General features: G+C 73.5%; 16 protein-coding genes and 1 tRNA gene. 6 read left to right on the forward strand and 11 right to left on the reverse strand.

Annotation, left to right across the window (positions count from 1 at the left end):
• The first annotated feature begins 14 nt into the window (after positions 1 to 14).
• Positions 15 to 1553, forward strand: a complete 1539-nt coding sequence (locus ACZ63H_RS13230) for a serine/threonine-protein kinase (protein WP_469864448.1) — start codon at positions 15 to 17, stop codon at positions 1551 to 1553.
• A gap of 49 nt (positions 1554 to 1602) precedes the next feature.
• Positions 1603 to 3753 (forward strand): UvrD-helicase domain-containing protein, encoded by a 2151-nt coding sequence (locus tag ACZ63H_RS13235; protein WP_469864359.1) that lies wholly within the window; start codon positions 1603 to 1605, stop codon positions 3751 to 3753.
• 193 nt (positions 3754 to 3946) lie between these two features.
• Here ACZ63H_RS13235 and ACZ63H_RS13240 read toward each other — a convergent pair whose 3' ends face one another.
• The 4 genes from ACZ63H_RS13240 to ACZ63H_RS13255 all read right to left on the reverse strand — a co-directional run bounded on the left by ACZ63H_RS13240 (position 3947) and on the right by ACZ63H_RS13255 (position 9035).
• The gene (locus ACZ63H_RS13240) at positions 3947 to 5185 is read right to left on the reverse strand and encodes an MDR family MFS transporter (RefSeq protein WP_469864361.1); all 1239 of its coding nucleotides are present in this window, start codon (positions 5183 to 5185) and stop codon (positions 3947 to 3949) included.
• Entirely contained in the window at positions 5182 to 6906 is a 1725-nt protein-coding gene (locus tag ACZ63H_RS13245) for an ABC transporter permease subunit (protein WP_469864363.1), read from the reverse strand. The genes ACZ63H_RS13240 and ACZ63H_RS13245 overlap by 4 nt, the downstream gene beginning before the upstream one ends.
• A 3-nt stretch (positions 6907 to 6909) precedes the next feature.
• Positions 6910 to 8403: an ABC transporter substrate-binding protein gene (locus ACZ63H_RS13250; RefSeq protein WP_469864365.1), complete on the reverse strand. Its 1494-nt coding sequence runs from the start codon at positions 8401 to 8403 to the stop codon at positions 6910 to 6912.
• Between the two features lie 65 nt (positions 8404 to 8468).
• Positions 8469 to 9035 carry a GNAT family N-acetyltransferase gene (locus ACZ63H_RS13255; protein ID WP_469864450.1) on the reverse strand — a complete coding sequence of 189 codons (567 nt, stop codon included), beginning with the start codon at positions 9033 to 9035 and terminating at the stop codon, positions 8469 to 8471.
• Positions 9036 to 9171: 136 nt separating this feature from the next.
• Here ACZ63H_RS13255 and ACZ63H_RS13260 point away from each other — a divergent pair, with 136 nt between their 5' ends.
• Positions 9172 to 10584 carry a hypothetical protein gene (locus ACZ63H_RS13260; RefSeq protein WP_469864367.1) on the forward strand — a complete coding sequence of 471 codons (1413 nt, stop codon included), beginning with the start codon at positions 9172 to 9174 and terminating at the stop codon, positions 10582 to 10584.
• 119 nt (positions 10585 to 10703) lie between these two features.
• Here the strand turns inward: ACZ63H_RS13260 and ACZ63H_RS13265 are convergent, their stop codons facing one another.
• From ACZ63H_RS13265 to ACZ63H_RS13285, 5 genes are all read right to left on the reverse strand, one after another.
• Positions 10704 to 12569, reverse strand: coding sequence for a discoidin domain-containing protein (locus tag ACZ63H_RS13265; RefSeq protein WP_469864369.1), 1866 nt, complete (start codon positions 12567 to 12569; stop codon positions 10704 to 10706).
• Between the two features lie 125 nt (positions 12570 to 12694).
• Positions 12695 to 14059, reverse strand: a complete 1365-nt coding sequence (locus tag ACZ63H_RS13270) for a GH1 family beta-glucosidase (protein ID WP_469864371.1) — start codon at positions 14057 to 14059, stop codon at positions 12695 to 12697.
• Between the two features lie 29 nt (positions 14060 to 14088).
• A complete protein-coding gene (locus tag ACZ63H_RS13275) occupies positions 14089 to 14928 on the reverse strand; it encodes a carbohydrate ABC transporter permease (RefSeq protein WP_469864452.1) in 840 nt (279 codons plus the stop codon).
• 55 nt (positions 14929 to 14983) lie between these two features.
• The gene (locus ACZ63H_RS13280; protein WP_469864373.1) at positions 14984 to 15970 is read right to left on the reverse strand and encodes a carbohydrate ABC transporter permease; all 987 of its coding nucleotides are present in this window, start codon (positions 15968 to 15970) and stop codon (positions 14984 to 14986) included.
• A gap of 8 nt (positions 15971 to 15978) precedes the next feature.
• Entirely contained in the window at positions 15979 to 17295 is a 1317-nt protein-coding gene (locus ACZ63H_RS13285; protein ID WP_469864375.1) for an ABC transporter substrate-binding protein, read from the reverse strand.
• 348 nt (positions 17296 to 17643) lie between these two features.
• On the opposite strand from ACZ63H_RS13285, the gene ACZ63H_RS13290 reads away from it, so the two are divergent.
• A complete protein-coding gene (locus tag ACZ63H_RS13290; RefSeq protein WP_469864377.1) occupies positions 17644 to 18240 on the forward strand; it encodes a TetR/AcrR family transcriptional regulator in 597 nt (198 codons plus the stop codon).
• A 173-nt stretch (positions 18241 to 18413) separates the two neighbouring features.
• Positions 18414 to 19709 (forward strand): MFS transporter, encoded by a 1296-nt coding sequence (locus tag ACZ63H_RS13295; RefSeq protein WP_469864379.1) that lies wholly within the window; start codon positions 18414 to 18416, stop codon positions 19707 to 19709.
• A 46-nt stretch (positions 19710 to 19755) separates the two neighbouring features.
• Here the strand turns inward: ACZ63H_RS13295 and ACZ63H_RS13300 are convergent, their stop codons facing one another.
• The gene (locus ACZ63H_RS13300) at positions 19756 to 20496 is read right to left on the reverse strand and encodes a class I SAM-dependent methyltransferase (protein WP_469864381.1); all 741 of its coding nucleotides are present in this window, start codon (positions 20494 to 20496) and stop codon (positions 19756 to 19758) included.
• Between the two features lie 143 nt (positions 20497 to 20639).
• A tRNA-Leu gene (locus ACZ63H_RS13305) sits at positions 20640 to 20727 on the reverse strand.
• A gap of 325 nt (positions 20728 to 21052) precedes the next feature.
• Here ACZ63H_RS13305 and ACZ63H_RS13310 point away from each other — a divergent pair.
• Positions 21053 to 22729, forward strand: coding sequence for a thiamine pyrophosphate-binding protein (locus ACZ63H_RS13310; RefSeq protein WP_469864383.1), 1677 nt, complete (start codon positions 21053 to 21055; stop codon positions 22727 to 22729).
• Positions 22730 to 22734 lie beyond the last annotated feature (5 nt).

Below are 22734 nucleotides of genomic sequence, written 5' to 3' on the forward strand. Positions count from 1 at the left end.
TCGGCCACGGCGGCATGGGGGACGTCTGGCGCGGCTACGACGCCGTCCTGGACCGGCCGGTCGCCGTGAAGCTGATCCGCCCGCAGGCCGTGACGTCGCCGCACGCGGCGGAGGAGTTCGAGAAGCGGTTCCGGCGCGAGGCGCGGATCACCGCGCGGATCCAGCACCCGGGCGTGCCGCAGGTGTACGACGCGGTACTCGACGAGTCGTACGAGCAGTTGTTCCTGGTGATGGAGCTGGTCGACGGCGTGCCGCTGACCGCGTACGTGCGCCCGGACCGGCCGCTGCCCGTCAGCTGGGCGGTGGCCGTGGCGGCGCAGGTGGCGACCGTGCTGTCGTACGCGCACGACGTGCCCGTGGTGCACCGCGACCTGAAGCCGGGCAACGTCCTCGTCGCGCGGGACGGCACGGTGAAGGTGCTGGACTTCGGCATCGCGGCCATGCTGCGGACGGACGTCACCAAGCTGACCGCGACGGGCAGCCCCATCGGCACGCACCAGTACATGGCGCCGGAACAGGTGCGCGGCGGCCGGGTCACGCCGCGCACCGACCTGTACGCGCTGGGCTGCCTGGTGCACGAACTGCTCTGCGGGCGCCCGCTGTTCACCGGGGACAGCGAGTTCCAGCTGATGATGCAGCACGTCAACGCGGCACCGACGCCCCTGCGCCGGTTCCGTGCCGACGTGCCCGAGGCCCTGGAGGAGCTGGTCCTCGACCTGCTCCGCAAGGCGCCCGAGGCGCGTCCGGCGGACGTGCAGGAGGTGTACGAGCGGCTGCGGCCGTTCCTGCCCGCGCCGGGAGAGGAGTCGGCGCCCGAGGAGGCGGGGCCCGCCGGGGCGCCCGACCCGACCGGGATCTTCCGCCGCCCCTACGCCCCCCGTTCCCGCGCCGGTGCCGGGAGCGTGCGGCCAGGTGCCGCCGCGCCGGGCGCGCCGCCGGTCGTGGCGGCGGCCGAGCGGGAGGCGCTGCGGGAGCAGATCCGCGCAGTGCACGAGCACTACCTCGCCCTGATGGAGGAGGAGCGGTACGCGCAGGCCGCCGAGGTGGTGGACGAGCTGATCGGGCCGGCCGCGCGCGCCCTCGGCTCGGACAACAGGGCGGTGCTGCGGCTGCGCACGTGGCGGGCGGTCAGCCGTCAGCTGGCGGGGGACCACCGGGCCGCGCTGCCCGAGTTCGAGGCGCTCGCCGACGCCTTCGCGCGGGTCAGCGGACCGAGCAGCGAGGACGCGCTGAACAGCCGCGCCCAGGCGGCCCGCTGCCGCGGTGAACTCGGCCGGGTGACCGAGGCGCTGGCCGGACTGAACGACGTCCTCGACGTCGTCCGCGCCGTCGACGGCGACGTGAGCGAGAACGCGGTGGAACTGCGCCGCGACATCGGCATGCTGCTGCTCGCGCAGGGCCGGACGGCGGACGCCTTCGACGTCCTCGACCCGCTGCACGCGGACCTGTGCCTGGTGTTCGGCCCGGACGACGAACTGACCGCCGAGGTGGCCGAGACCCTGGCCGTGATCCGTCTGGATCTCGACGGCGCCGGGCCCGGTGTCCCTTCCTGACCTGGCCTTCCTTCCCCCCGCCGCCCCGCCGGAGCCTTAGGATCCTCCCATGCCCCAGCTCGCCTTCGACATCGGTTTCTTCGCCGAGCTCCCCAAGCTCCAGCCCCCGGTCAGGAAAGGCGTGCTGGACGCCTGGGAGAAGTTCGGCCGGCTCACCCTCGACCAGCTCTTCAAGGACCAGGGACTGAAGCTGGAGAGCCTGACGAACGCGCGGGACAAGCAGATCCGGACCATCCGCATCGACCAGTTCTGGCGCGGCGTGGTCCTCGCCCCGGCCTCCGGCGACACCTTCGTGCTGCTGCGGGTCATGCAGCACGACAAGGCCATCGCCTGGGCGAAGAAGCAGAAGTCCAGCATCAACGAGGTGACGCGGGCCGTCGAGATCCGGGACGCGGCGACCCTGGACGAGATCACGCCGGCGTACGAGCGGGTGGCGCGGGACTCGCCCAAGGAGCGGCTGTTCGCGAAGTTCTCCGACGGCGACCTGAAGGCGCTCGGCATCGACGACGAGACGCTGCGGCAGGCCCGGTCGCTCGTCGACCAGGAGCAGCTGGACGTCTTCGCGCCGCTGCTGCCGCAGGACCAGCGCGAGGTGCTGCAGTACCTCGCCGCGGGCTGCACGGTGGAGGAGGTCTGGCAGGACATCGTGGCGCCCGCCTTGCAGGCGTCGGCGCAGCCGGTGGACACGCAGGACTACGAGACGGCGATCCGGCACAGCCGGGCGCGCATCGCGCTGGTCACGGCGTCCGAGGAGCTGCGGGACATCCTGGAGAAGCCGTTCGCGGCCTGGCGGGTCTTCCTCCACCCCTCCCAGCGGAAGGTGGCCTACCGGGCGTCCTACTCGGGGCCCGCCCAGGTCACCGGCGGGCCGGGCACCGGCAAGACCGTCGTCGCGCTGCACCGGGTCAGACACCTGCTCCGGCACCTGCGCGACGGTGACCGCATCCTGCTCACCACCTACACCAACGCCCTCGTCAACGCGCTCCGCTCGGGCCTGGAGTCCCTGGTGGAGGACCCGGAGCTGCGTGAGCGGGTGGACGTGACCACGGTGGACGGCTTCGCCGGCCGTGTCGTCGCCGGAGCACCGGGCGCCGTGGCGCTGCGGCCGCTGGTGAACAACGAGGAGGAGAGCCGCTGGGGCAGGGCCGCCAAGGCGACCGGCTTCACCGGCAGCGCGCAGTTCCTCGCCCAGGAGTACCGGCACGTGATCCTGGCCCAGGACATCAGGACCCTGGCCGAGTACGAGGCGGCGGACCGGCGGGGCCGCGGAAGCCGGCTGGCGGCGGCCGAACGGCCGCTGGTGTGGGAGACGGTGGAGCGGTTCACGGCCGACCTCGCGGCGGACGGGTGCCGCACCTGGTTGCAGACGTGCGCGGAGGCGGCGCGCCTGCTGGAGGAGACGGGGCCGCGGTACCGGCACGTCGTGGTGGACGAGGCGCAGGACCTGCACCCGGCGCAGTGGCGGCTGCTGCGCGCGGCCGTCCCCGCCCGCCCGGACGACCTGTTCATCGCGGGCGACCCGCACCAGCGCATCTACGACTCGAAGGTGTCCCTCAGGTCGCTCGGCATCAAGGTGACCGGGCGGTCGGTGAAGCTGCGCAAGAACTACCGCAGCACCCACGAGATCCTGCGCTGGTCCACGGCCCTGCTGATCGGCCGTCCGGTCGCGCAGCTGGAGGACGAGAACCGCAACGAGACCCTTCTCGGCTACCGCTCCGCCCTGCACGGCGACGGACCGGTGGTGCACGCGGCGGCCACCGAGGACGCCGAACTGGACGCCCTGGTCGCCCAGGTGCGGACCTGGCTGGAGGCGGGTGTCGGCGCCGGGGAGATAGGTGTCAGCGCCCGGTTCAACAAGACGTGCGCGAAGGCGGTGGGGCGGCTGAAGGACGCCGGTATCGCGGCCGCCACCCTGCGCGCCGCGGACGCGTCCGGCGGGAAGGCGGAGAGCGTGCGGGTCGGGACCATGCACTCGTTCAAGGGCCTGGAGTTCCGCTGCGTCGCGGTCATCGGCGTCACCGGGGACGCCCTGCCCTTCCCGAAGGCGGTCACCCCGCCGGAGCTGGACGCCAAGCAGCACGAGACGGACATGATGTCGGAACGCTGCCTGCTGTTCGTCGCCTGCACCAGGGCCCGGGACAGCCTCTACGTGTCCTGGTCGGGCGAGCCCAGTCCGTTCCTGGTGGAGGCGGGCGTGTGAGCCCCCCGCTCACGCAGCCGGCCCGCGGCCTGCCGTTCGGCAGTCCGTCGGTGCCGTCGCGCGGACCCGCCTCGGCCCTGTTCGGGCATGGAGCTGGGCCGGGCGCCGGCCGCGGTGCCCGTGGGAACGAGCCCGGCAAACGGATCATTCCGGCTGCCCCAGCTGCCGGAGCCGGCGGCGCGTTGAGCGGCGCTCAGCCCGGTTCGGGCACCGTACGGCGGGCGGGGTGCTCCCTCGGCAGGACCAGCACCGCCGCCAGGGGCACCGCCGCCAGGGCCGCCCAGGGCAGCGCCGGGGGCAGCCCGAGGTCGAGGAGCGCGCCGGAGGCGGTACTGCCGAGCAGGACCAGCAGGCCGGAGACGGACGACAGGGCGCCGGTGTACAGGCCGATGCGGCCGGGTGCGGCGAGGTCGGGCAGCCAGGCGCGGGCGACCGGGGCGACCAGCATCTGGCCGAGGGTGAGCAGCACGACCAGGGCGGCGAGCGGGGCCAGTCCGGCCGTGCCGGTGAGTCCGGCGGGGCGGACCGCGGCGACGGCCGCGAAGCCGGCGCCGGTCAGCAGCAGCCCGGCGGCCAGCGAGCGGCGCGGGGCGAGCCGGCGGTCCGCCCAGCGGGTGACGGGCAGTTGGGCGGCCACCACCAGCAGGGAGGACAGCGCGAACAGCCAGGCGACCGGTGCCTGGGAGCCGGAGGTGCGCCGCACTTCGGCGGGCAGGGCCAGGTAGAGCTGGTTGTAGGCGAGCAGTTGGGCGCCGTACCCGCAGCACAGGGCGAGGAAGCGGCGGTTGCGCAGCAGCGGTCCGAGTCCGCCGCGCACGGCGACGGGCCGGCGGCCGGGGATGTGCCGGGGCAGCAGGACGGCGTGTCCGGCGAGGACGACGGTGAAGACGGCCGCGCCGGCCAGGCAGACCGTGCGGAAGTCGGCCGTCAGCAGCAGGGCGCCCAGCAGCGGGCCGGTGAAGGCGCCCGCCTGACCGGCGACGGTGAACAGGGCCAGCACCCGGGCGCGCGGCCCGCCGCCGGCCTGCTCCCGCAGGACGGCCTGCCGGGCGACCTCCGACTCCACCGCCGGGGAGAACAGCGCGGCGGCGCAGCCGATCAGCAGGACGGACCCGATCACCGACCAGGTGCGTTCCGCGTGTCCGAGCCAGGCGAACCCGGCGATGCGCAGCGCGCAGCCGATGAGGACGACGGGCCGCACGCCGTACCGGTCGGCGAGGGCGCCGCCCACCACGAACAGTCCCTGCTGGCTGAAGGTGCGCAGGCCGAGGACGACCCCGACCAGCCAGCCGGCCATGCCGATCGTCGTGCCGAGGTGTTCGGCGAGGAACGGCAGGACGGCGAAGAAGCCGATGTTGAAGGCCAGTTGGGTGAGGATCAGCAGCCGCAGCAGCGGCGACAGCGGGACCCGGTCGGTGCGCGGGGCGCTCATCGGGCGGTCGGCTCCCTCACGGTGGTGGCCGGGCGGCGGCGGTGCAGGGCGCCCGCGGAGGTCACCGCCAGCGCGCCGAGGACGGCGAGGACGGCGGCGGGCGCGAGGACGGCCCAGGGGGCGCGCTCGGCGTAGGGCTGGTTCTCGGCGAGCAGCCGGCCCCACTCGGGGGACGGCGGCTGGGCGCCGAGGCCGAGGAAGCCGAGCGCGGCGAGGGCGAGCGCGGTGCCGGGCAGCCGCAGCAGGGCGTGCCGGGTGACGGACGGGACGACGGCGGGCAGGAGTTCGTGGCGCAGCAGGTGGTGGCGGCCGGCGCCGAGGGCCCGGGTGGCGGTGAGGTGGAGGGCGGCGCGTTCCTGGCGCAGCAGGGCGGAGGTGTGGGTGGCGAGGGGTGCCCAGGCGACGGCGGCGACGGCGAGCGCGGGGGTGGCCGGGCCGCCTCCGGTGACGGCGGTGACCAGCAGCGCGGCGAGCACGGGCGGCACGGCGTTGACGGTGTCGGCGAGCGGTCCGGACAGCCGGGGCAGCAGGCCGAGCAGCAGCCCGGCGAGCAGCGTGCCGGCGCTGATCGCGAGCGCGAGCAGCAGGGTGTCCAGGGCCCCGTGGGCGACCCGGGCGAGCAGGTCGCGGCCGAGTGCGTCGGTGCCGAACGGGTGTGTCCAGGACGGGCGCTGGAGGCGGGCGGCGGTGTTCACGGCGAGCGGGTCGCGGGGCAGGCCGGCGGCGAGGACCGCGAGCAGCGCTCCGCCGAGCAGCAGCGGCGGGGTGCGGCGGGCGGCCGGGGTGAGCCGGGGCGGGGCGGGCAGGGCGCCGTCGCGCAGGGCGGGGCCGGTGAGCAGCCGGACGGCGAGCCGGGCCGCGCCGGTGGCGAGCGCGGCGAGCAGCAGCAGGGCGAGGGTGCCGGCCTGGAGGACGGGCAGGTCCTGGGCGAGGGCGGCCTCCAGGGTGGTGCGGCCGAGGCCGGGGATGTCGTAGAGCTGTTCCACGGCGACGGCGCCGCCGGTCATGCCGACGACGAACAGGGCGGTGTTCGGCAGCAGTCCGGGCAGGCAGCGCCGTACCGCCTGCCGGGCGACGCGCGCCCGGGACAGTCCGCGCGCGGCGGCGGCGCGCGCCCAGGGCTCGGCGAAGGCGCCGGGCAGCTGGTCGTCGAGGAGCCGGCCGAGGACGGCCCCGGCGGGCAGGCCGAGGGCGAGCGCGGGCAGCACGGTGTGGCGGGGCCCGTACCAGCCGAGGGCGGGCAGCCAGCCCAGCTGGACGCCGACGACGGTGGCGAGGACGGAGGCGGTGAGGAACTCCGGCAGGGTGGCGAGCATCGCGGAGCCGGTGCCGCCGGGCCGGGTCCGGCCGCCCCGGTACAGGGTGCGGGCGCAGACCGCGGCGGCCGTGCAGGCGGCCACCAGGAGGGCGACCGCCATGAGCAGCAGGGAGGCCCCGAGCGCCTGTACGACGACCGGTCCGGCCTCGGCCCCGGAGATCCAGGACCGGCCCGCGTCCCCGCGCGGCAGCCCGCCGAGCCAGCGTCCGAGCAGCGTGAGCGGACCGGCGTCCAGGCCGAGTTGGTCGCGGATGGCGGCGAGCACGGCGGGGTCCGGGTCGCGGTCCTGGGCGCGTGCCTTGAGGACGGTGAGCGCGGGGTCGGTGTGGCTGAGCCAGGGCAGCAGGCCGATCCCGCACACCAGGGCGGAGGCGAGGACGGCCCGCCACAGCAGGGTCCGCACGGGTCAGCGCCGGGTGCCGGTGCCGATGAGGGTGCGCTCGTAGGGGTCGAGCAGCACGCCCTTGACGGAGCGGCCGACGCCGGTGATGACCCGCTGGTGGACCAGCGGGACGACGGAGTCGGTGCCGAGGACGCGGGCCTCGGCGCGCAGCGCCGCGTCCTGCCGCTCGACGGTGTCGGCGGTGCTCTCGGCCTCGGCCACGGCCCGGTCGACGCCCTTGTCGCACAGCAGGGCCAGGTTGTAGCCGCCGTCGCAGGTGTAGTCGCCGGCGAGGATGGCGACCGGGTCGCCGGTGTCGACGAGGCTGTTGCGGGCGAGGACGAAGGCGTCGAACTTCCCGGCGAGGGCGTCGCTCTCCAGCCGCGCGTACTCGCGGACGACGAGTTCGACGCGGAAGCCGGCCTTCTCCAGCTGTTCCTTGAGCACCTGGGCGGCCTCGGGGAGTTCGGGCCGGTTGTCGTAGGTGGCGAGGGTGATCCGGGTGCCGTCGGGCCGCCGCGGCGCGGCCCTGCCGACCGGGGCGAGGTGGCGTCCCTCGGCCCAGCTGACGGCGGGGCCGTAGATCCCGGTGCCGCGGTCGGCGTGGCCTTCGTACACGCCCTTGGCGAGGGCGGAGGTGTCGACGGCGGCGCGGGCGGCGGCGCGCAACCGCGCGTCCTCGAACGGGCCGGTGCGGTGGTTGAGCAGCAGGCTGGTGGTGCGGGTGGTGGCGGTCTCCCGGCGGGTGTCCGCCCGGAGCGTGGCGGCCTGGGCCACGGGGACGGCTTCGGCGATGTCGGTGTCGCCGCTGCGCAGGGCGTTGGTGCGGGCGGTGCCGTCGGGGACGAAGCGGACGTCGATACCGGCGGCCTGGGCGCGTCCGCCCCAGTAGCCGTCGTACCGGTCGAGCGTGGCGGAGGCGGCGCCGGTGACCTTCTTCAGGGTGAAGGGGCCGGTGCCGGTGCCGGCCGGGTCGACGCGGTCCTTGTCCCGGTAGGCCTTCGCGGAGAGCACGGCGAGGCTCGGGCTGGACAGCCTGAGCGGCAGGATGGGGTCGGGCCGGCCGGTGCTGACGCGTATCCGGTGCCGGTCCACGGCCTTCGCGGTGAGCGTCACTCCGGACAGCGCGGCCGGGGCGGGCCGGGCGTGGGCTGCCCGGCCGAGCGAGGCGGCCACGGCGTCGGCGGTGACCTCGGTGCCGTCGTGGAAGGTGGCCTCGCGCAGGGTGAACTGCCAGGTGCGCGCGTCCTGCCGGCGCCAGGAGGAGGCGAGGGCGGGGGCGGCGGTGCCGTTGCCGTCGAGCGCGGTCAGGCCCTCGGTGACGCCGAGCCGGCTGAGGATCGTGGCGTCGGCGCCGTAGGGGGAGAGCCGTTCGGCGGGCGGGAAGGCGAGTGCGACGCGGAGCCGCGAGCCGTCGGCGGGCTTGCCGTCCGCCTCGCCGGAGGAGGCGAAGCACCCGGCGAGAAGGGGCGCGGCGAGCAGGGCGGCGAGCAGGCGGGAAGGGCGCGGGGCAGGCATGGTCCTCGGTTCGTGCTGGGTGGGGGGCGGCGTGCGGGTGGCTCGGACGACAGATTACATGGAAATCATTTCCAATTAGCCGTCGCGCGCCCGGCGTCCCCCGCGGTCCGCTCCAGGGGGATCTCGAAGTGCACGACACTCTGCCCGCCGCCGTCGCCCTCGCGTTCGTCGTGCACGACCGTGCCGAGCGAGCGCCAGAAGGGCTCGGCGCCGGGCACGGCGGGGTCGGTGTGCAGGTACACGGACCGGTAGCCGCCGTCCGCGGCGGCGAAGTCCAGCAGCCGGGCCACCAGTTCGCGCGCGATGCCCCGGCGGCGGTGCCCGGGACGCACGTACACGCGGCGCAGTTGCGCGGTCTCGCCGGAGGGGTACCGCTCGGCCAGCCGGGGCGGGTTCGGCGGCGACTGCGGGCCCCGCGAGTCGAGGGCTCCGGTGCCGACGACCCGCCCGTCCGCGTCCACGGCGACGAGCAGGGTGTGCCGGGCGGGCGCGAGGTAGTAGGCGGCGGGGTCCACGATGTCGGCGTGCCACCGGGGCACGTACCCGGTGCCGAAGTCGCGGTAGACGGTGTCGAGCATGACGGACCTCGCGCTGTCGAGGTCGTCGGCGGTCGCGGGCCTCACGCTATACATACGCACTTGCACATCATATGCATCAAGCGGCAGGTCATGATCACGGGGCAACCTTCCCGCCCGCTCGGCGGTCGCCTCTGCGGAGGCGACGTCTCCGAGCCGCGAGCGCGGCGTCCGGCCCCCTGAGCGAGAGACCTTGAGCGAGAGCACCACCACCCTGCGGGAGGGGCACGTCCCCGTCCCGCCCTCCCCCGCGGAGATACGCGCCGAGCGCCGCCGGCTGATCGAGTCGGTGCGCGCCCTGCGCCGCCTGCTGGACGGGCGCCGCGCCTTCGAACTGGCCGACCGGCGGCGGCTGAACCGGGAGGCCCGGGAGCGCGGGCGCGCCGAGGCCGCCTGCGCGAAGACCCTGCAACGCGTCCACGAGCGGCGGTTGCGCCGCGAACGCTCCCTGGCTCGGCGGCTCGCCGGCCTGGACGGCAAGCGGGAGCACCAGGAGCGGCGCGCCCTGACGGCGCTGCGCCGGGAGTCGGTCGAGAACTCGCTGCGCGCCACCCGGCTCACCGCGAACGACGTCAACGGCATCGGCGCGGGCCTGGTCCGGGACCTCGCCGCGGCCGGGATCCGCACGGCCGCCGACTTCACCCGGGTCAGCTGGGGCAAGGCCCCGGGCGGCAGGGGCGGCGAGGTGCTGTACCTCCACCGCCCGCACGGCCGCAAGGTGCACATCAACGGGATCGGGGAGCACCGCGGCCGGCCGCTGATGGAATGGCGCCGGGCCGCCGTGGCCCGCGCCAAGGCCCGCGCGCCGCAGGAGCTGCCGCCGGACCAGCGGCACCGCATCGCCGAGATCATCGAGGCCGAACGCGCCCGGCTGCGGGCGGAGGCGGCCGAGGTGCCCCGGGAGGCGGACGCGGCCCGCGAGGACGCCGTACGGCTGCGCACCGAGGCCTTGTCCCGGCTCGCCGGGGCGGCCCGCGAGGCCGGCCGGCGGGCCGCCGAACGCCGGGCGGAGTTCGACGCGATGGCCGAGCGGCTGCTCGCCCTCCAGGCGGAACTCGCCGCCCACCAGGACCGGTACGGCGACCCGGGCCGCCGCCTGCGCCACGCCCAGTCCCGTGCCCTGCGCCCGCTGCCGGCCGTCCCCGCCCCCCGCGCCCCCGAGGACGGCGCCGGGCCCGGGGAAGACGCCGGGACCGGGGAAGGCACGCCGGTGCGTGATCCGGGGACCGCGGGAACGCCCGGCACGCAGGTGCGCGCGGGCCTCGGCTGGCTGCTGCCCCTCCTGCTGTTCGCGCTGTTCACCGTGGCCGGCGTGGGCGAGCTGGGCGAGGTGACGCCGCCGCTGTGGCTGCGGGTCGGCTCCCGGCTCGCCGCGCTCGCGGCCGCGGCGGAGCTGCTGCGGCTGTGGGTCCCGCGCAGACGCCCGTGGACGGCGGCCCCGATGCCGCCCGGCACCGGCACGCAGGCCTGTGGCGTGTTCCTCGCGCTGGTCGCGGCGGGCATGTCCGGATCCGGGGAGCACGGCGTCCTGGCGACCGCCTGGGCGACCGCCGCCCTGTCGGCGCTGCTGCTGGCGACCGGGACGCGGCGCCGCGCGAAGGGCTGAGCGGGCGGGGGCCGGCCCCCGCCCGCTCGCCCGGCGCGCAGGCCGGTTTCCGGCCTCCCGTCCTCCCCGGCGCGCAGGCCGGGTTCAGCCCTTCCGTCCTCCCCGGGCGGAGGGGCGGTTCAGCCCTTCTGTTCCACCCGCACCCAGTCGATCTCGGCCTGCACTCCCCCGGACGCGACCTTGTCGACACTGGACTGGGGCAGGCCCCAGTAGGGGCTGGTGACCTTGTTCCAGCCGGCCGGGTAGGCGCCGCCGAGGGCGAGGTTGAGGATGACGTACTGGTTGTGGTCGTAGACCCACTGGCCCCGGGTGGACTCCAGCTTGTTGCGGGTGGTCTCCTGGACCAGGCGGTCGTCGACGTAGAAGCGCATGGCGGTCGGGGTCCATTCGACCGCGTAGGTGTGCCACTGGTCGGCGGTGCCGCCGCCCGGGTAGGTCTGGCGGGCGCCGATGTTGCCGTCCGCCGAGTAGCCGGGGCCGTGCAGGGCGCTGCTGGTCCAGTCCGGGTAGCCGATGTTCTCCATGATGTCGGTCTCGCCGGACGCCGGCCAGGACACCGAGGGGTCGTCGACGTTGCTGCCGAGCAGCCAGAAGGCGGGCCAGAACCCGTCGCCGACGGGGAGCTTCATCCGGGCGCTGACCTTGCCGTAGGTGAAGTCGAAGTGGGTGCTGGTGTCGATGCGGCCCGAGGTGAAGTCGTAGGTGCCGCCCCCCGCGCGGGTGCAGCCCTTGCAGTACTTCGCCTTCAGGATCAGGCTGCCGTTCCGGGTGCTGATGTTGTCGGGCGAGTCGACGTACGCCTGGGACTCGCCGTTGACCGGGCCCATCTCCGTGCCGGTGCGCACCACCCGCCACTTGGAGCGGTCGAGGCCGGCCGAGGTGAAGTCGTCGAAGAAGGTGGTGCGGTAGGTGCCCGGGAGGTCGGCGGGGAGCGCCGGGTAGGCGGCCGACGCGCTGCCGCCGGTGCCCCAGACCTGGAACTCGTACAGCGAGTAGCCGAACTGGGCGGTGGCGGGTGCCGGGTTGTAGAAGGAGCGGCGTTCCTTGCCGAGCATGCGGACGTAGCGGCCGGTCGCGGGCGACGGCAGCTTGACCGTGTCGTGCCGGCCGGCCGCGTCGCCGGGGGCCTTCACGTCGGCGCGGCGGGCGGCGATGTCGGCGGCCGACGGTTCGTAGACCGTGCGCCAGGTGCGGTTGTCGTCGGACACCTGCAGGAGGTAGTCGACGGCGTAGGCGGCTTCCCAGTAGAGGTCCACCGTGTCGATCGTCGACTGCGCGCCGAGGTCGACCGAGACCCAGCGGTCGGTGTTCCAGTCGCTGGACCAGCGGCTGGTGTCGCCCTTGAGGTCGGCGGGCCAGCCGCCGTCGGTGAGGAAGGCCGGTGAGTGGCCCGCGTCCTGGTGGAAGTTGGCGTACGCGGGGTGGTTGAGGGCCAGGTTGGTGCGGGTCGTGGACGCCGGGGCGGGTTCGCCGCCGTAGACCCTGAAGCTCCACAGCGAGTAGCCGTAGGGCGTGGCGCGTTCCAGGCCGCGCAGCCGGACGTAGCGGCCGGTGACCTCCTGGGGGTGGGTGTGCGCGGTGACCGAGCCGCCGGTGCCGGCGGTCTCGGTGAAGAAGGGCGTCCAGTCGGTGCCGTTCCTCGAGACCTCCAGGACGTAGCGCTTGCCGTAGGCGGCCTCCCAGTCGAGGGTGACGCGGTCGACCCGGAGCACGGAGCCGAGGTCGACGCGGATCCAGGCGTCGTCGGCGAAGTCGCTCGACCAGCGGGTGGCCGCCTGGCCGTCGAAGGCCAGGCCGGGGCCGGTGCCGGCGTTCTCGCTGCCGGAGGCGGTGACGGCGGCCGGGTTCAGCGCGTAGGCGGCGGCCGCCCGGTCGGTGTCCCAGCCGACGGCGGCGGGGGCCGCGGAGGCGGGGGCGGTCAGCAGGGGGCCCGAGCACAGCAGGGCGGTGGCGGCCAGGGCGGCGAGCAGGGGGCGGGACGGCATGCGGCGCTCCTTGTGGGGTGGAGGTGCACTACTGCTTCTTTGTCGTGCGCATGACATATATGGAGGAGGGTGGGCCGGTGGACACGGACTCCCCAGCCGTGTCCACCGGCCGTCCGGGCCGGGGCTCAGGCGGCCCGGCGTGTCCGGCCGCGGTGGGCGCGGATCAGGTCCGCGTACCGCCGGCCGCTGCCCTTGATGGTGCGGACCTGGGTGCGGTAGTCGACGTGGACCAGCCCGAACCGCTTGTCGTAGCCGTAGGCCCACTCGAAGTTGTCCAGCAGGGACCAGGCGAAGTAGCCGGCCAGCGGGGCTCCCTTGCGGACGGCGGAGGCGCAGGCCGCGAGGTGGCGCTCCAGGTAGTCCTGGCGCTCGGGGTCGGCCACGCTGCCGTCGGGGCGCACGACGTCCGGGAAGGCGGAGCCGTTCTCGGTGACGTACAGCGTGCGGGCGCCGTACTCCTCGGTGAGCCGGAGCAGCAGCGTCTCGATGCCGGAGGCGTCGATCTCCCAGTCCATGCCGGTGCGCGGGACGCCCTCGCGCCGGACGGAACGGGCGTACGGCGCCGGTCCCTCCGGGTCGTCGACGATGTGCGCCGGGAAGTAGTAGTTCAGGCCGAGCCAGTCGAGCGGGGCCGCGATGGTCGCGAGGTCGGCGTCCTTCAGCGGGAGTTCGACGCCGTAGGTGTCCACCATGTCGGCGGGGAAGCCGCGGCCGTGCACGGGGTCGAGCCACCAGCGGTTGACGTGGCCGTCCTGCCGGCGGGCCGCCGCCACGTCCTCGGGGCGGTCGGTGGCCGGGTGCACGGTGGAGAGGTTGTTGACGATGCCGACGCGGGCGCCGGGGGCGGCGGCGCGGATCGCCTCGGTGGCCAGGCCGTGCCCGAGGAGCAGGTGGCAGGAGGCCCGGACGGCGGCGGTGAGGTCCTTCCAGCCGGGTGCCATCGTGCCTTCCAGATGACCGATCCAGGCCGAGCACAGGGGTTCGTTGAGGGTGGTCCACAGGGTGACGCGGTCGCCGAGGCGGCCGGCGACGACGGAGGCGTACTCGGCGAACGCCTGCGCGGTGTCCCGTTCCGGCCAGCCGCCGCGGTCCTGGAGCACCTGGGGCAGGTCCCAGTGGTAGAGGGTGACGGACGGGGTGATGCCCGCCTCCAGCAGCGTGTCCACCAGCTCGTCGTAGAACGCGAGGCCCTTGGGGTTCACCGGGCCGGTGCCGCCGGGGAGCACCCGGGGCCAGGCCACGGAGAGCCGGTAGGCGTTGACGCCCAGTTGCCGCATCAGGCCGATGTCCTCGCGCCAGCGGTGGTAGTGGTCGCAGGCGACGTCGCCGTTGTCGTCGTTCGCGATCTTCCCGGGGGTGTGCGAGAAGGTGTCCCAGATCGAGGGCGTACGGCCGTCCTCGGCCACGGCTCCCTCGATCTGGTACGCCGCGGTGGCCGTGCCCCACAGGAAGTCGGGCGGGAAGGCGGCGAGGTCGATGGGTTCGGACACGGGAGTCCCTTCGGGAGCGGGGGTGGGGGTCACTTGACGGCGCCCGCCGTCAGACCCGCGACGAGATAGCGCTGGAGCAGCAGGAACCCGGCCACCACGGGCACGCTGACGACCAGCGAGGCGGCCATGATCTGGTTCCAGTAGACGTCGTTGAGGGTGGAGTAGGCCTGGAGGCCGACGGCGAGGGTGCGGGTGGTGTCGTTGGTCATGACCGACGCGAAGAGCACCTCGCCCCAGGCGGTCATGAAGGCGTAGACGGCGACCGCGACGATGCCGGGCGTCGCGGCCGGCACGACGATCCGCAGCAGCGCCTTCAGCGGCCCGCAGCCGTCCACCAGCGCCGCCTCGTCCAGGTCGCGCGGCACCGAGTCGAAGTATCCGATCAGCATCCAGATGGAGAACGGCAGCGAGAAGGTGAGGTACGTCAGGATCAGCCCGCCGCGCGAGCCGAACAGGGCGATGCCGGTGGTGTTCCCGATGTTGACGTAGAGCAGGAACAGCGGGAGCAGGAAGAGGATGCCGGGGAACATCTGCGTCGACAGCACGGTCACCGTGAAGACGCGCTTGCCGCGGAAGTCGTGGCGGCTGACGGCGTAGGCCGCGAACACGGCGATGACGACCGAGCAGACCGTGGCCGCGCCCGCCACGATGAGCGAGTTCACGAAGTACCGCGCGAGCGGGACCGTCGACCAGATGTCGATGTACGGGCGGATGGTCAGTTCGCTGGGCAGCCAGTGGAACTCGCCGCTGACGTCCGCGAGCGGCTTCAGCGAGCTGGAGACCATCACGTACACCGGGACCAGCACGAACCCGGCGAGCAGGGTGAGGAAGATCCGCCGGAGCCACAGGAACGAGCGCGCCGGCGCCATGGGCGAGCGGGTGTTCGTCACCGGCGTGCGGGTGTGCGCCGCCGGCGTGGGGGTGCTAGACATCGGCGGCCCTCCGTCCGCGCGAGGTGAACAGCAGGTAGCCGCCCGTGACGACGAGCAGGAAGAGCAGCAGCAGCACGGACATGGCGGAGCCGGTGCCGAAGTTCCAGGTGACGAAGGACGCCTGGTAGATGTGGACGGAGACGAGGTCGGCGGCCTCGGGCGCGGACTTGCCGAACAGCACGTACGGCGTGTTGAAGTCGTTGAACGTCCACAGGAACAGCACCAGGACGAGGACCTGGTTGACCGGGCGCAGCGACGGCAGGGTGATGCGGCGGATCCGCTGCCACGTCCCGGCGCCGTCCAGCGCGGCGGCCTCGTACAGCTCCTTGGGGATGTTCTGGAGCCCGGCCGTCACGATGAGGAAGGCGAACGGCCAGCCCTTCCACACCGAGACGGTCAGCAGGGCGTAGAAGCTGTTGTCCCCGATGAGCCAGAAGGAGGGCTTGTCGGTGAGGTGCAGCTGGTCGTGCAGCACGTGGTTCACCAGGCCGTTGTCGTGCTGGAACATGAACACCCAGGTGATGACGGCGGTGTAGACGGGCAGCGCGTACGGCACCAGGAACAGGGCGCGCAGCAGCCCGCGCCCGCGGAAGGTGTCCTGCATGAAGACCGCGGCGGCGGTGCCGATCAGCCAGCACAGGGCGACCGAGAGCAGGGTGAAGCCGACGGTGACGAAGAAGGAGTGCAGCAGGGCCTCGCCGACGGGGGCGTCGAAGTCCACCGACACCTGGTAGTTGCCGAGGCCGGACCAGGGGGCGGTGCCCCAGTCGCGGATGTAGAACTGGGTGAGTTCCTTGAAGCTCATCACGATGCCGATGACCATCGGCACCAGGTGGACGAGGAGTTCGAGCAGCAGGGCGGGCAGGAGCAGCAGGTACGGCAGCGAGATCCGGCGCAGCCGTCCGGGGCGGCGGGGTGCGCGTGCCGTGGCGCCGGACGAGGCCTGGCGCACCGGTTCCTTGAAGGCGGTGGTGGTCATCGTGGGACTCACGCCGCCGGCATCTGCTGCTGGGCCTTCTGCAGCTTCGCCTCGACCGAGTCGGTGGTCACCGGGCGCCCGGCGGCGGCGTCGGCGAACAGGTCCTTGACGGCCGTACCGACCGCCGTCTCGAACTGCGACTCGGACGCGACCTGCGGCAGCGCGGCGGCGCTGGTCGCCAGCGTGTCCTTCAGCACCGCGGTGTCCGGGGCGTCGAAGGCGGGGTCGGCCTGCGCGGACGTGACCGGCGGGATGGCGCTGTAGGCCTTGTTGAGGATCTTCTGCTCCTCGTCGGAGGTCATGAACTTCACGAACTTCGTGGCGCCGTCGAGGTTGTCGGTGTTCTTGAAGACGGCCATGTTGATGCCCATGACCGGCGAGTTGACCTGGGTACCCGCGCCGGGCTTGCCGGAGATCACCGGGACGGGCGCGATGCCGTAGGCGTCCTCGCCCATCCCCTGGGACTTGAGGTTGGCGGAGGCCGTCTGCCACAGCAGCATGGCCTGCTTGCCCTTGGCGAAGTCGCTGACGGACTGGTTCTGCGCGTACTCGGCGTCGCCCGCCGGGATGACCTCGTGCTCGGCCATCAGGTCGACGTAGCTCTTGACCGCGTCGACGACCTTGCGGTCGGTGAAGTCGGGCTTGCCGTCGGCGGTGAAGAAGTCGGCGCCGTGCTGCTTGGCGAAGACGAAGACGTGGTGGATGTTCTCCGACAGGTTCGCGCCCTCGGCGCCGAGCGGGGACACGCCCTTGGCCTTGATCTTCTTGCCGTCGGCGACCAGTTCGGCCCACGTGGCCGGGGGCTTGGTGATGCCGGCGTCGGCGAAGATCTTCTTGTTGTAGTAGAGGGCGTACGCCATCGAGTACAGCGGGACCGCCACCGGGTCCTTGCCCCGGGCGCCGGTCGAACCGAGGGCGGTCCCGGCGAACCGGTCCCGGCCGCCGATCGCGGCGAAGTTCTTCTCGTCCCAGGGCAGCAGCGCGCCGGTCGCCTGGAGGGAGGCGCTCCAGGTGTTGCCGATGTTCAGCACGTCCGGACCCTGGCCCGAAGTGGTCGCGGTCAGGATCCGGTTGAGCAGGTCCGACCAGGGCACGACCTCCAGCTCGACCTTGATGCCGGTCCGCTGCTCGAACTTGTCCAGCTCGGGCCGGAGCACCTTCTTGTCCGCCTCGATGCTGGCTCCCTGGTTGGACGCCCAGTACGTCAGCGTCTTCGGCGAGTCGTTGGAGCCGCCGCCGGTGGCCGACCCGCCTCCGCAGGCCGTGGCCGCCAGGGCGAGTGACAGAGTGACGGCGCCTACGGCCGCGGCTCGGATGCTGCGCATGGGTCCCGGTGTCCCTTCGGGGATTGCACTCATGACTTAATTTAGGACGTGAGTTAACCGGCCGGAAGGGCGATCGTCAAGGGATTCGACAGCTGATCGTCAGGGACTCGGGACCGCGCGGTCCGTGGCCGGAAGCGTGCGGCGCCCGCACCCCGACGCCGTTCTCGCGGACACCGGGACGCCCGGCAGGGACGGCACGGAGAGGGCGCGGGTCCTCCTGAAGAACGCCTCCCCGGTCGTCCGCCGGTCGCGGCCGGCAACAGCGGCGCGGTAACCAGGTTTCCGCCTGCGGCCCGGGCGGTGGGCCAGGTATTGCAATGGACAGTCCAAAACAGCTAGGGTCCGGGCATGGCCCGACCGAGGACGTTCGACGAGGAAAAGGCGCTCGACGCGGCGATGGCGACCTTCTGGCAGAAGGGGTACGAAGCCACGTCCACCGAGGACCTGTGCGTCGCCACGGGGCTGGGGCGCAGCAGCATCTACAACACCTTCAAGAGCAAGCGCGCCCTGTTCCAGCGCGTCCTGCACCGCTATACGACCGCCATGAACGCGCGTCAGCTGGCCGTGCTGGAGGATCCGGCGCGCAGTGGCGCCGACCGGATCCGCGCCCTGTTCACCCTGGTGCTCGACGGTGACGCGCAGAACCGGCCCACCGGCCGCAGCCTGGGGTGTCTCGGAGTGAACACCACCATCGAACTCGCGGGGCGGGACGCCGTCGCGGCCGGGACGCTGGAGCGTGACACGGCCCTTCGACTGGACACCCTGCGCGCCGCCGTCGAGGCCGGCCGGCGGGACGGCAGCATCACCTCCTCCCGGGACGCCGGCGACCTGGCCCGGTTCCTCAACGCAGCCATCGCGGGCCTGCGCGTCTCCGCCCAGGGCGGCGCCGACCGGGCCGCCCTGGACGCCATCGCCGCGATCACCCTCGACGCGCTGACCACCTGATCCGGGCCGCCCGTCCCGGCCGCCGCGCCGGCCGGGACGGCCGTGCCACGACCGCTGCCCTTGTTTTGAACTGATCCATCCAAAACCTTCTCTGCCGCCTAGATTTTGAACATCTCAGTCCATAATCGACCGCCTGCCACCCCGCGCGGTCCCGCATCCCGAGGAGTCCCACCGTGCCCCGAGCCGTCTACGTCCTGGCGCTCGGCATCTTCGCCATGGTGACCAGCGAGTTCGCGGTCGCCGGCCTGATGCCGCAGATGGCCGCCGGCCTGCACGCCACCGTTCCGCGGATCGGCTACCTCATCACCGCGTTCGCCGCCGCCATGGCCCTCGGCGGACCGGTGCTCACCGTCGCGGTGATGAAACTCCCGCCCCGCACCGCCCTGCTGGTGCTGTTCGCCGTCTTCCTGACCGGCAACGTGCTCGCCGCCACCGCGACCGGCTACGGCACCATGCTCGTCGCGCGCGTCGTCACCGGCGTCGCCTCCCAGGCGTTCTTCGGCGTCGCCCTCTCGCTGTGCGCCCGTCTCACCCGGCCCGAGGCCCGGGGGCGGGCCGTCGCCGTGGCCATGAACGGGCTGATGCTCGGCACCCTGCTCGGGCTGCCGCTGTCCACCCTGATCGGCGAACGGCTCGGCTGGCGCGCCGCGTTCTGGGCCGTCTCGGCGCTCGCCCTGGCCGCCGCCGCGGCCACCGCCACCGGGGTGCCGCGCCTCGCCCCCGCGCCGAGCGGCGGTCTGCGCGCCGAGGCCGGCGTCTTCACCCGGCCCCGCCTGTGGCTGGCGCTGGCCACCAGCACCCTGATCATCGGCGCCACGTTCTCCGCCTTCAGCTACCTGAATCCCATCCTCACCGGCCTCACCGGCTTCCCGGCGGGCACCGTCCCGCTGCTCCTGATCGCCTACGGCGCCGCCACCGTCATCGGCAACACGGTCGTCGGCCGGCTCGCCGACCGGCACACCCTACCGGTCCTCGCCGTCGGCCTGCTGCTCAACCTGCTCTTCCTGACCGGCTTCGCGGTCTTCGCCGGCGCGCCCGCCCCCGCCGTGGCCTGCATGCTGGGCGTCGGTCTGGTGGGCGTCACCATGAACCCGGCGATGATCACCCGGGTGCAGCGCGCGGGCAATGCCGGACCGCTGGTCAACACCGTCCACTCCTCCTTCATCACCTTCGGCGTCATGCTCGGCTCGTCCCTCGGCGGCGTCGCCATCGACCTGTGGGGTCTGCGCTCCCCGCTCTGGCTCGGTGCCGGCCTCGCCGGCGCGGGGCTCCTCACCGTCCTGCCCGAACTCGGCCGCGCCCGGACCGGCAGCGGGATCGCGGCGACGCGGGCGCGGGAAGGGGCGACCGGTGGGCGGGAAGCGGTGCGTGCGTGCCGCCCCGCCCCCAGCGGGGGCCTCCACGCCCGCCCGCGACCCGGCGAGTTCGCACCCTCCGGCGAGCCGGCCTGCGAAACCAAGCCCCGCTAGGAGTTGTGCGACGAGGCCGTGGCCGCACGTCCCGGCGCGGCGGGGCTCACGGTTTGTGCGTGACCCAGAGCAGTTCCGCCGGCCAGTGGTGTGCCCAGTCGGGCGGGTCGGTCTCGTTGTAGCCGTTGGGTGTTCCGGGTGCGGGCCGGGGTTCGATGAGGTCGTCGATGACGAGACCCGCGCCGCGCAGCACCCTGACCCAGTCGCCGTAGGTGAGCTGATAGCTGGTCGCGCCGTCGTCCTCGGCGATGGTGCTCAGCCCGAAGTAGTGCTGCTGCAGCGTCGTGGTCACGCGGCCGGCGGCTTCGTCGTAGCAGGCTTCGAACCACGGGCTGGCGACGTTGAACACCAGGCGCCCGCCTCGGCGCAAGACGCGTGCGGCCTGCGGGACGGCCAGGTGCGGGGGCGCCCAGCTGAGCCCACCGAAGTCGCAGAACACCAGGTCGAAGCTGCCGTCGGCGAAGGGGAGTTGCTCGGCGGCGCCTTGCACCAGCGAGTAGCGGGCCGCCCCCCTCGCGCGGGCCGCTGCGGCGAGCTGGGCCTCGGACAGGTCGACCCCGACCACGCTGGCGCCCTCGGCGGCGAGCGCCCTGGACCACTGGCCGGCGCCGCAGCCGAGTTCGAGGACGCGCTTGCCGGTGACGTCGCCCAGGGCGCCCAGCTGCGCGTCGGGGAGGGAGTACATGCCCCACAGGCGGGGCGTCGCGCCGATCCGCGGGTCGTGCTTGTGCTGGTAGGCGCCGCTGATCCGATTCCAGAGCCGCCGGTTGGCGGGGATGCTGTCCACGGACCGACTCCACCACCGCCCGCCGGGGGCGGTCAACACGATTAGATCACCGGCCGGCCCCCGCCACGGGCGGTCCCTCGTCCGACCCGGGAAGTCTCCAGGCCGGAGAAACAGAAAGACCCCAGGTGAACTGGGGTCTCTGCTGGTGTCCGAGGGGGGACTTGAACCCCCACGCCCGATAAAGGGCACTAGCACCTCAAGCTAGCGCGTCTGCCATTCCGCCACCCGGACCAGGTGTCTGCCGCCTTGCGCGGGCGTGTTCCCCGCGGCGACATGGACAACAATACCAAGGTTTCGGAGTGCGTTTCACCTGCGTATCCGTCGCCTGGCGGCAGGCGGGAGGGGCTCCCACCAGCGCGGGCGCGGGTACGGGCTCCGCCGCGCACGGTCGGCGAGGGCGGTCGCACGCACCGTGAGGGAGGCGGCCGCCGGGGCGTGTGGCCGGATGTGCGCGCACCCCCTGGACACCACTCGTCGGATGAGGGATAACCAGTCCATACAGTATTCGTCGACTGTATGCAATGTGCGGTATGCACACCTACGAAAGGGTCTCGTCATGCCCGACCAGGACCTGATCTCCGGCGGCCACCTCGTCGCCAAGGCGCTGAAGGCCGAAGGCGTCGAGCGCGTCTACACCCTCTGCGGCGGCCACATCATCGACATCTACGACGGCTGCGTGGACGAGGGGATCGAGGTCGTCGACGTACGTCACGAGCAGGTCGCCGCGCACGCCGCCGACGGCTACGCCCGGATCACCGGCACGCCGGGCTGCGCGGTGGTCACCGCCGGACCCGGTACGACCGACGCCGTCACCGGGGTCGCCAACGCGCTGCGCGCGGAGTCCCCGATGCTGCTCATCGGCGGCCAGGGCGCCCTCGCCCAGCACAAGATGGGGTCGCTCCAGGACCTGCCGCACGTCGACCTGATGACGCCGATCACCAAGTTCGCGGCGACCGTGCCCGACACCGCCCGCGCCGCGGACATGGTGTCGATGGCCTTCCGCGAGTGCTACCACGGCGCCCCCGGCCCCTCCTTCCTGGAGATCCCCCGGGACGTCCTCGACGCCAAGGTGCCGCGCGAGAAGGCCCGGGTGCCCCGCGCCGGCGCCTACCGGGCCTCGACCCGCTCGGCCGGCGACCCGGAGGCGGTCGAACGGCTCGCCGACCTGCTGGTGCACGCCCGCAGGCCCGCGATCCTGCTCGGCAGCCAGGTGTGGACGACCCGCGGCACCGAGGCCGCCGTCGAGCTGGTGCGCACCCTGAACATCCCGGCGTACATGAACGGCGCCGGCCGCGGCACCCTCCCGCCCGGCGACCCGCACCACTTCCAGCTCTCCCGGCGGTACGCCTTCTCGCACGCCGACGTCATCCTGATCGTCGGCACCCCGTTCGACTTCCGCATGGGCTACGGCAGGCGCCTGCCCCCCGACGCGACGGTCGTGCAGATCGACCTCGACTACCGGACCGTCGGCCGGAACCGCGACGTCGACCTCGGGATCGTCGGCGACGCGGGACTGGTCCTGGCCTGCGTCACCCAGGCCGCGTCCGGACGGACCGACGGCGGCGCCGCGGGGCGCAAGGAGTGGCTGGACGAGCTGCGCGCGGCCGAGCAGGCGGCCGTCGGCAAGCGGCTGCCGCAGCTCAGGTCGGACGCCTCGCCCATCCATCCGTACCGGCTGGTCAGCGAGATCAACGACTTCCTCACCGAGGACTCGGTGTACATCGGCGACGGTGGCGACATCGTCACCTTCTCCGGGCAGGTCGTCCAGCCGAAGTCACCCGGCCACTGGATGGATCCCGGCCCCCTCGGCACCCTCGGCGTCGGCATCCCCTTCGTGCTCGCCGCCAAGCAGGCCCGCCCGGACAAGGAGGTGGTCGCCCTCTTCGGCGACGGCGCCTTCTCGCTCACCGGCTGGGACTTCGAGACCCTCGTCCGCTACGACCTCCCCTTCGTCGGCATCGTCGGCAACAACTCCTCCATGAACCAGATCCGCTACGGCCAGGCCGCCAAGTACGGCAAGGACCGCGAGCGGGTCGGCAACACCCTCGGCGACGTGCCGTACGACGAGTTCGCGCGGATCCTCGGCGGTCACGGCGAGGAGGTCCGCGACCCCGCCGGCATCGGCCCCGCCCTGCGCCGGGCCCGCGAGTCCGGCAAGCCGTCGCTGATCAACGTCTGGGTCGACCCGGACGCGTACGCCCCCGGAACCGTGAACCAGACGATGTACAAGTGAGGTGA

This window comes from Streptomyces sp. NPDC104831 (assembly GCF_055583025.1).

Excerpts from the sequence above, each read along its gene's own strand:
- ACZ63H_RS13230 (WP_469864448.1), top strand. The coding sequence starts at position 15 with ATGGGGGACGTCTGGCGCGGCTACGACGCCGTCCTGGACCGGCCGGTC.
- ACZ63H_RS13235 (WP_469864359.1), top strand. The coding sequence starts at position 1,603 with ATGCCCCAGCTCGCCTTCGACATCGGTTTCTTCGCCGAGCTCCCCAAG.
- ACZ63H_RS13240 (WP_469864361.1), bottom strand. The coding sequence starts at position 5,185 with ATGAGCGCCCCGCGCACCGACCGGGTCCCGCTGTCGCCGCTGCTGCGG.
- ACZ63H_RS13250 (WP_469864365.1), bottom strand. The coding sequence starts at position 8,403 with ATGCCTGCCCCGCGCCCTTCCCGCCTGCTCGCCGCCCTGCTCGCCGCG.
- ACZ63H_RS13255 (WP_469864450.1), bottom strand. The coding sequence starts at position 9,035 with ATGTATAGCGTGAGGCCCGCGACCGCCGACGACCTCGACAGCGCGAGG.
- ACZ63H_RS13265 (WP_469864369.1), bottom strand. The coding sequence starts at position 12,569 with ATGCCGTCCCGCCCCCTGCTCGCCGCCCTGGCCGCCACCGCCCTGCTG.
- ACZ63H_RS13275 (WP_469864452.1), bottom strand. The coding sequence starts at position 14,928 with ATGGCGCCGGCGCGCTCGTTCCTGTGGCTCCGGCGGATCTTCCTCACC.
- ACZ63H_RS13280 (WP_469864373.1), bottom strand. The coding sequence starts at position 15,970 with ATGACCACCACCGCCTTCAAGGAACCGGTGCGCCAGGCCTCGTCCGGC.
- ACZ63H_RS13285 (WP_469864375.1), bottom strand. The coding sequence starts at position 17,295 with ATGCGCAGCATCCGAGCCGCGGCCGTAGGCGCCGTCACTCTGTCACTC.
- ACZ63H_RS13290 (WP_469864377.1), top strand. The coding sequence starts at position 17,644 with ATGGCCCGACCGAGGACGTTCGACGAGGAAAAGGCGCTCGACGCGGCG.
- ACZ63H_RS13310 (WP_469864383.1), top strand. The coding sequence starts at position 21,053 with ATGCCCGACCAGGACCTGATCTCCGGCGGCCACCTCGTCGCCAAGGCG.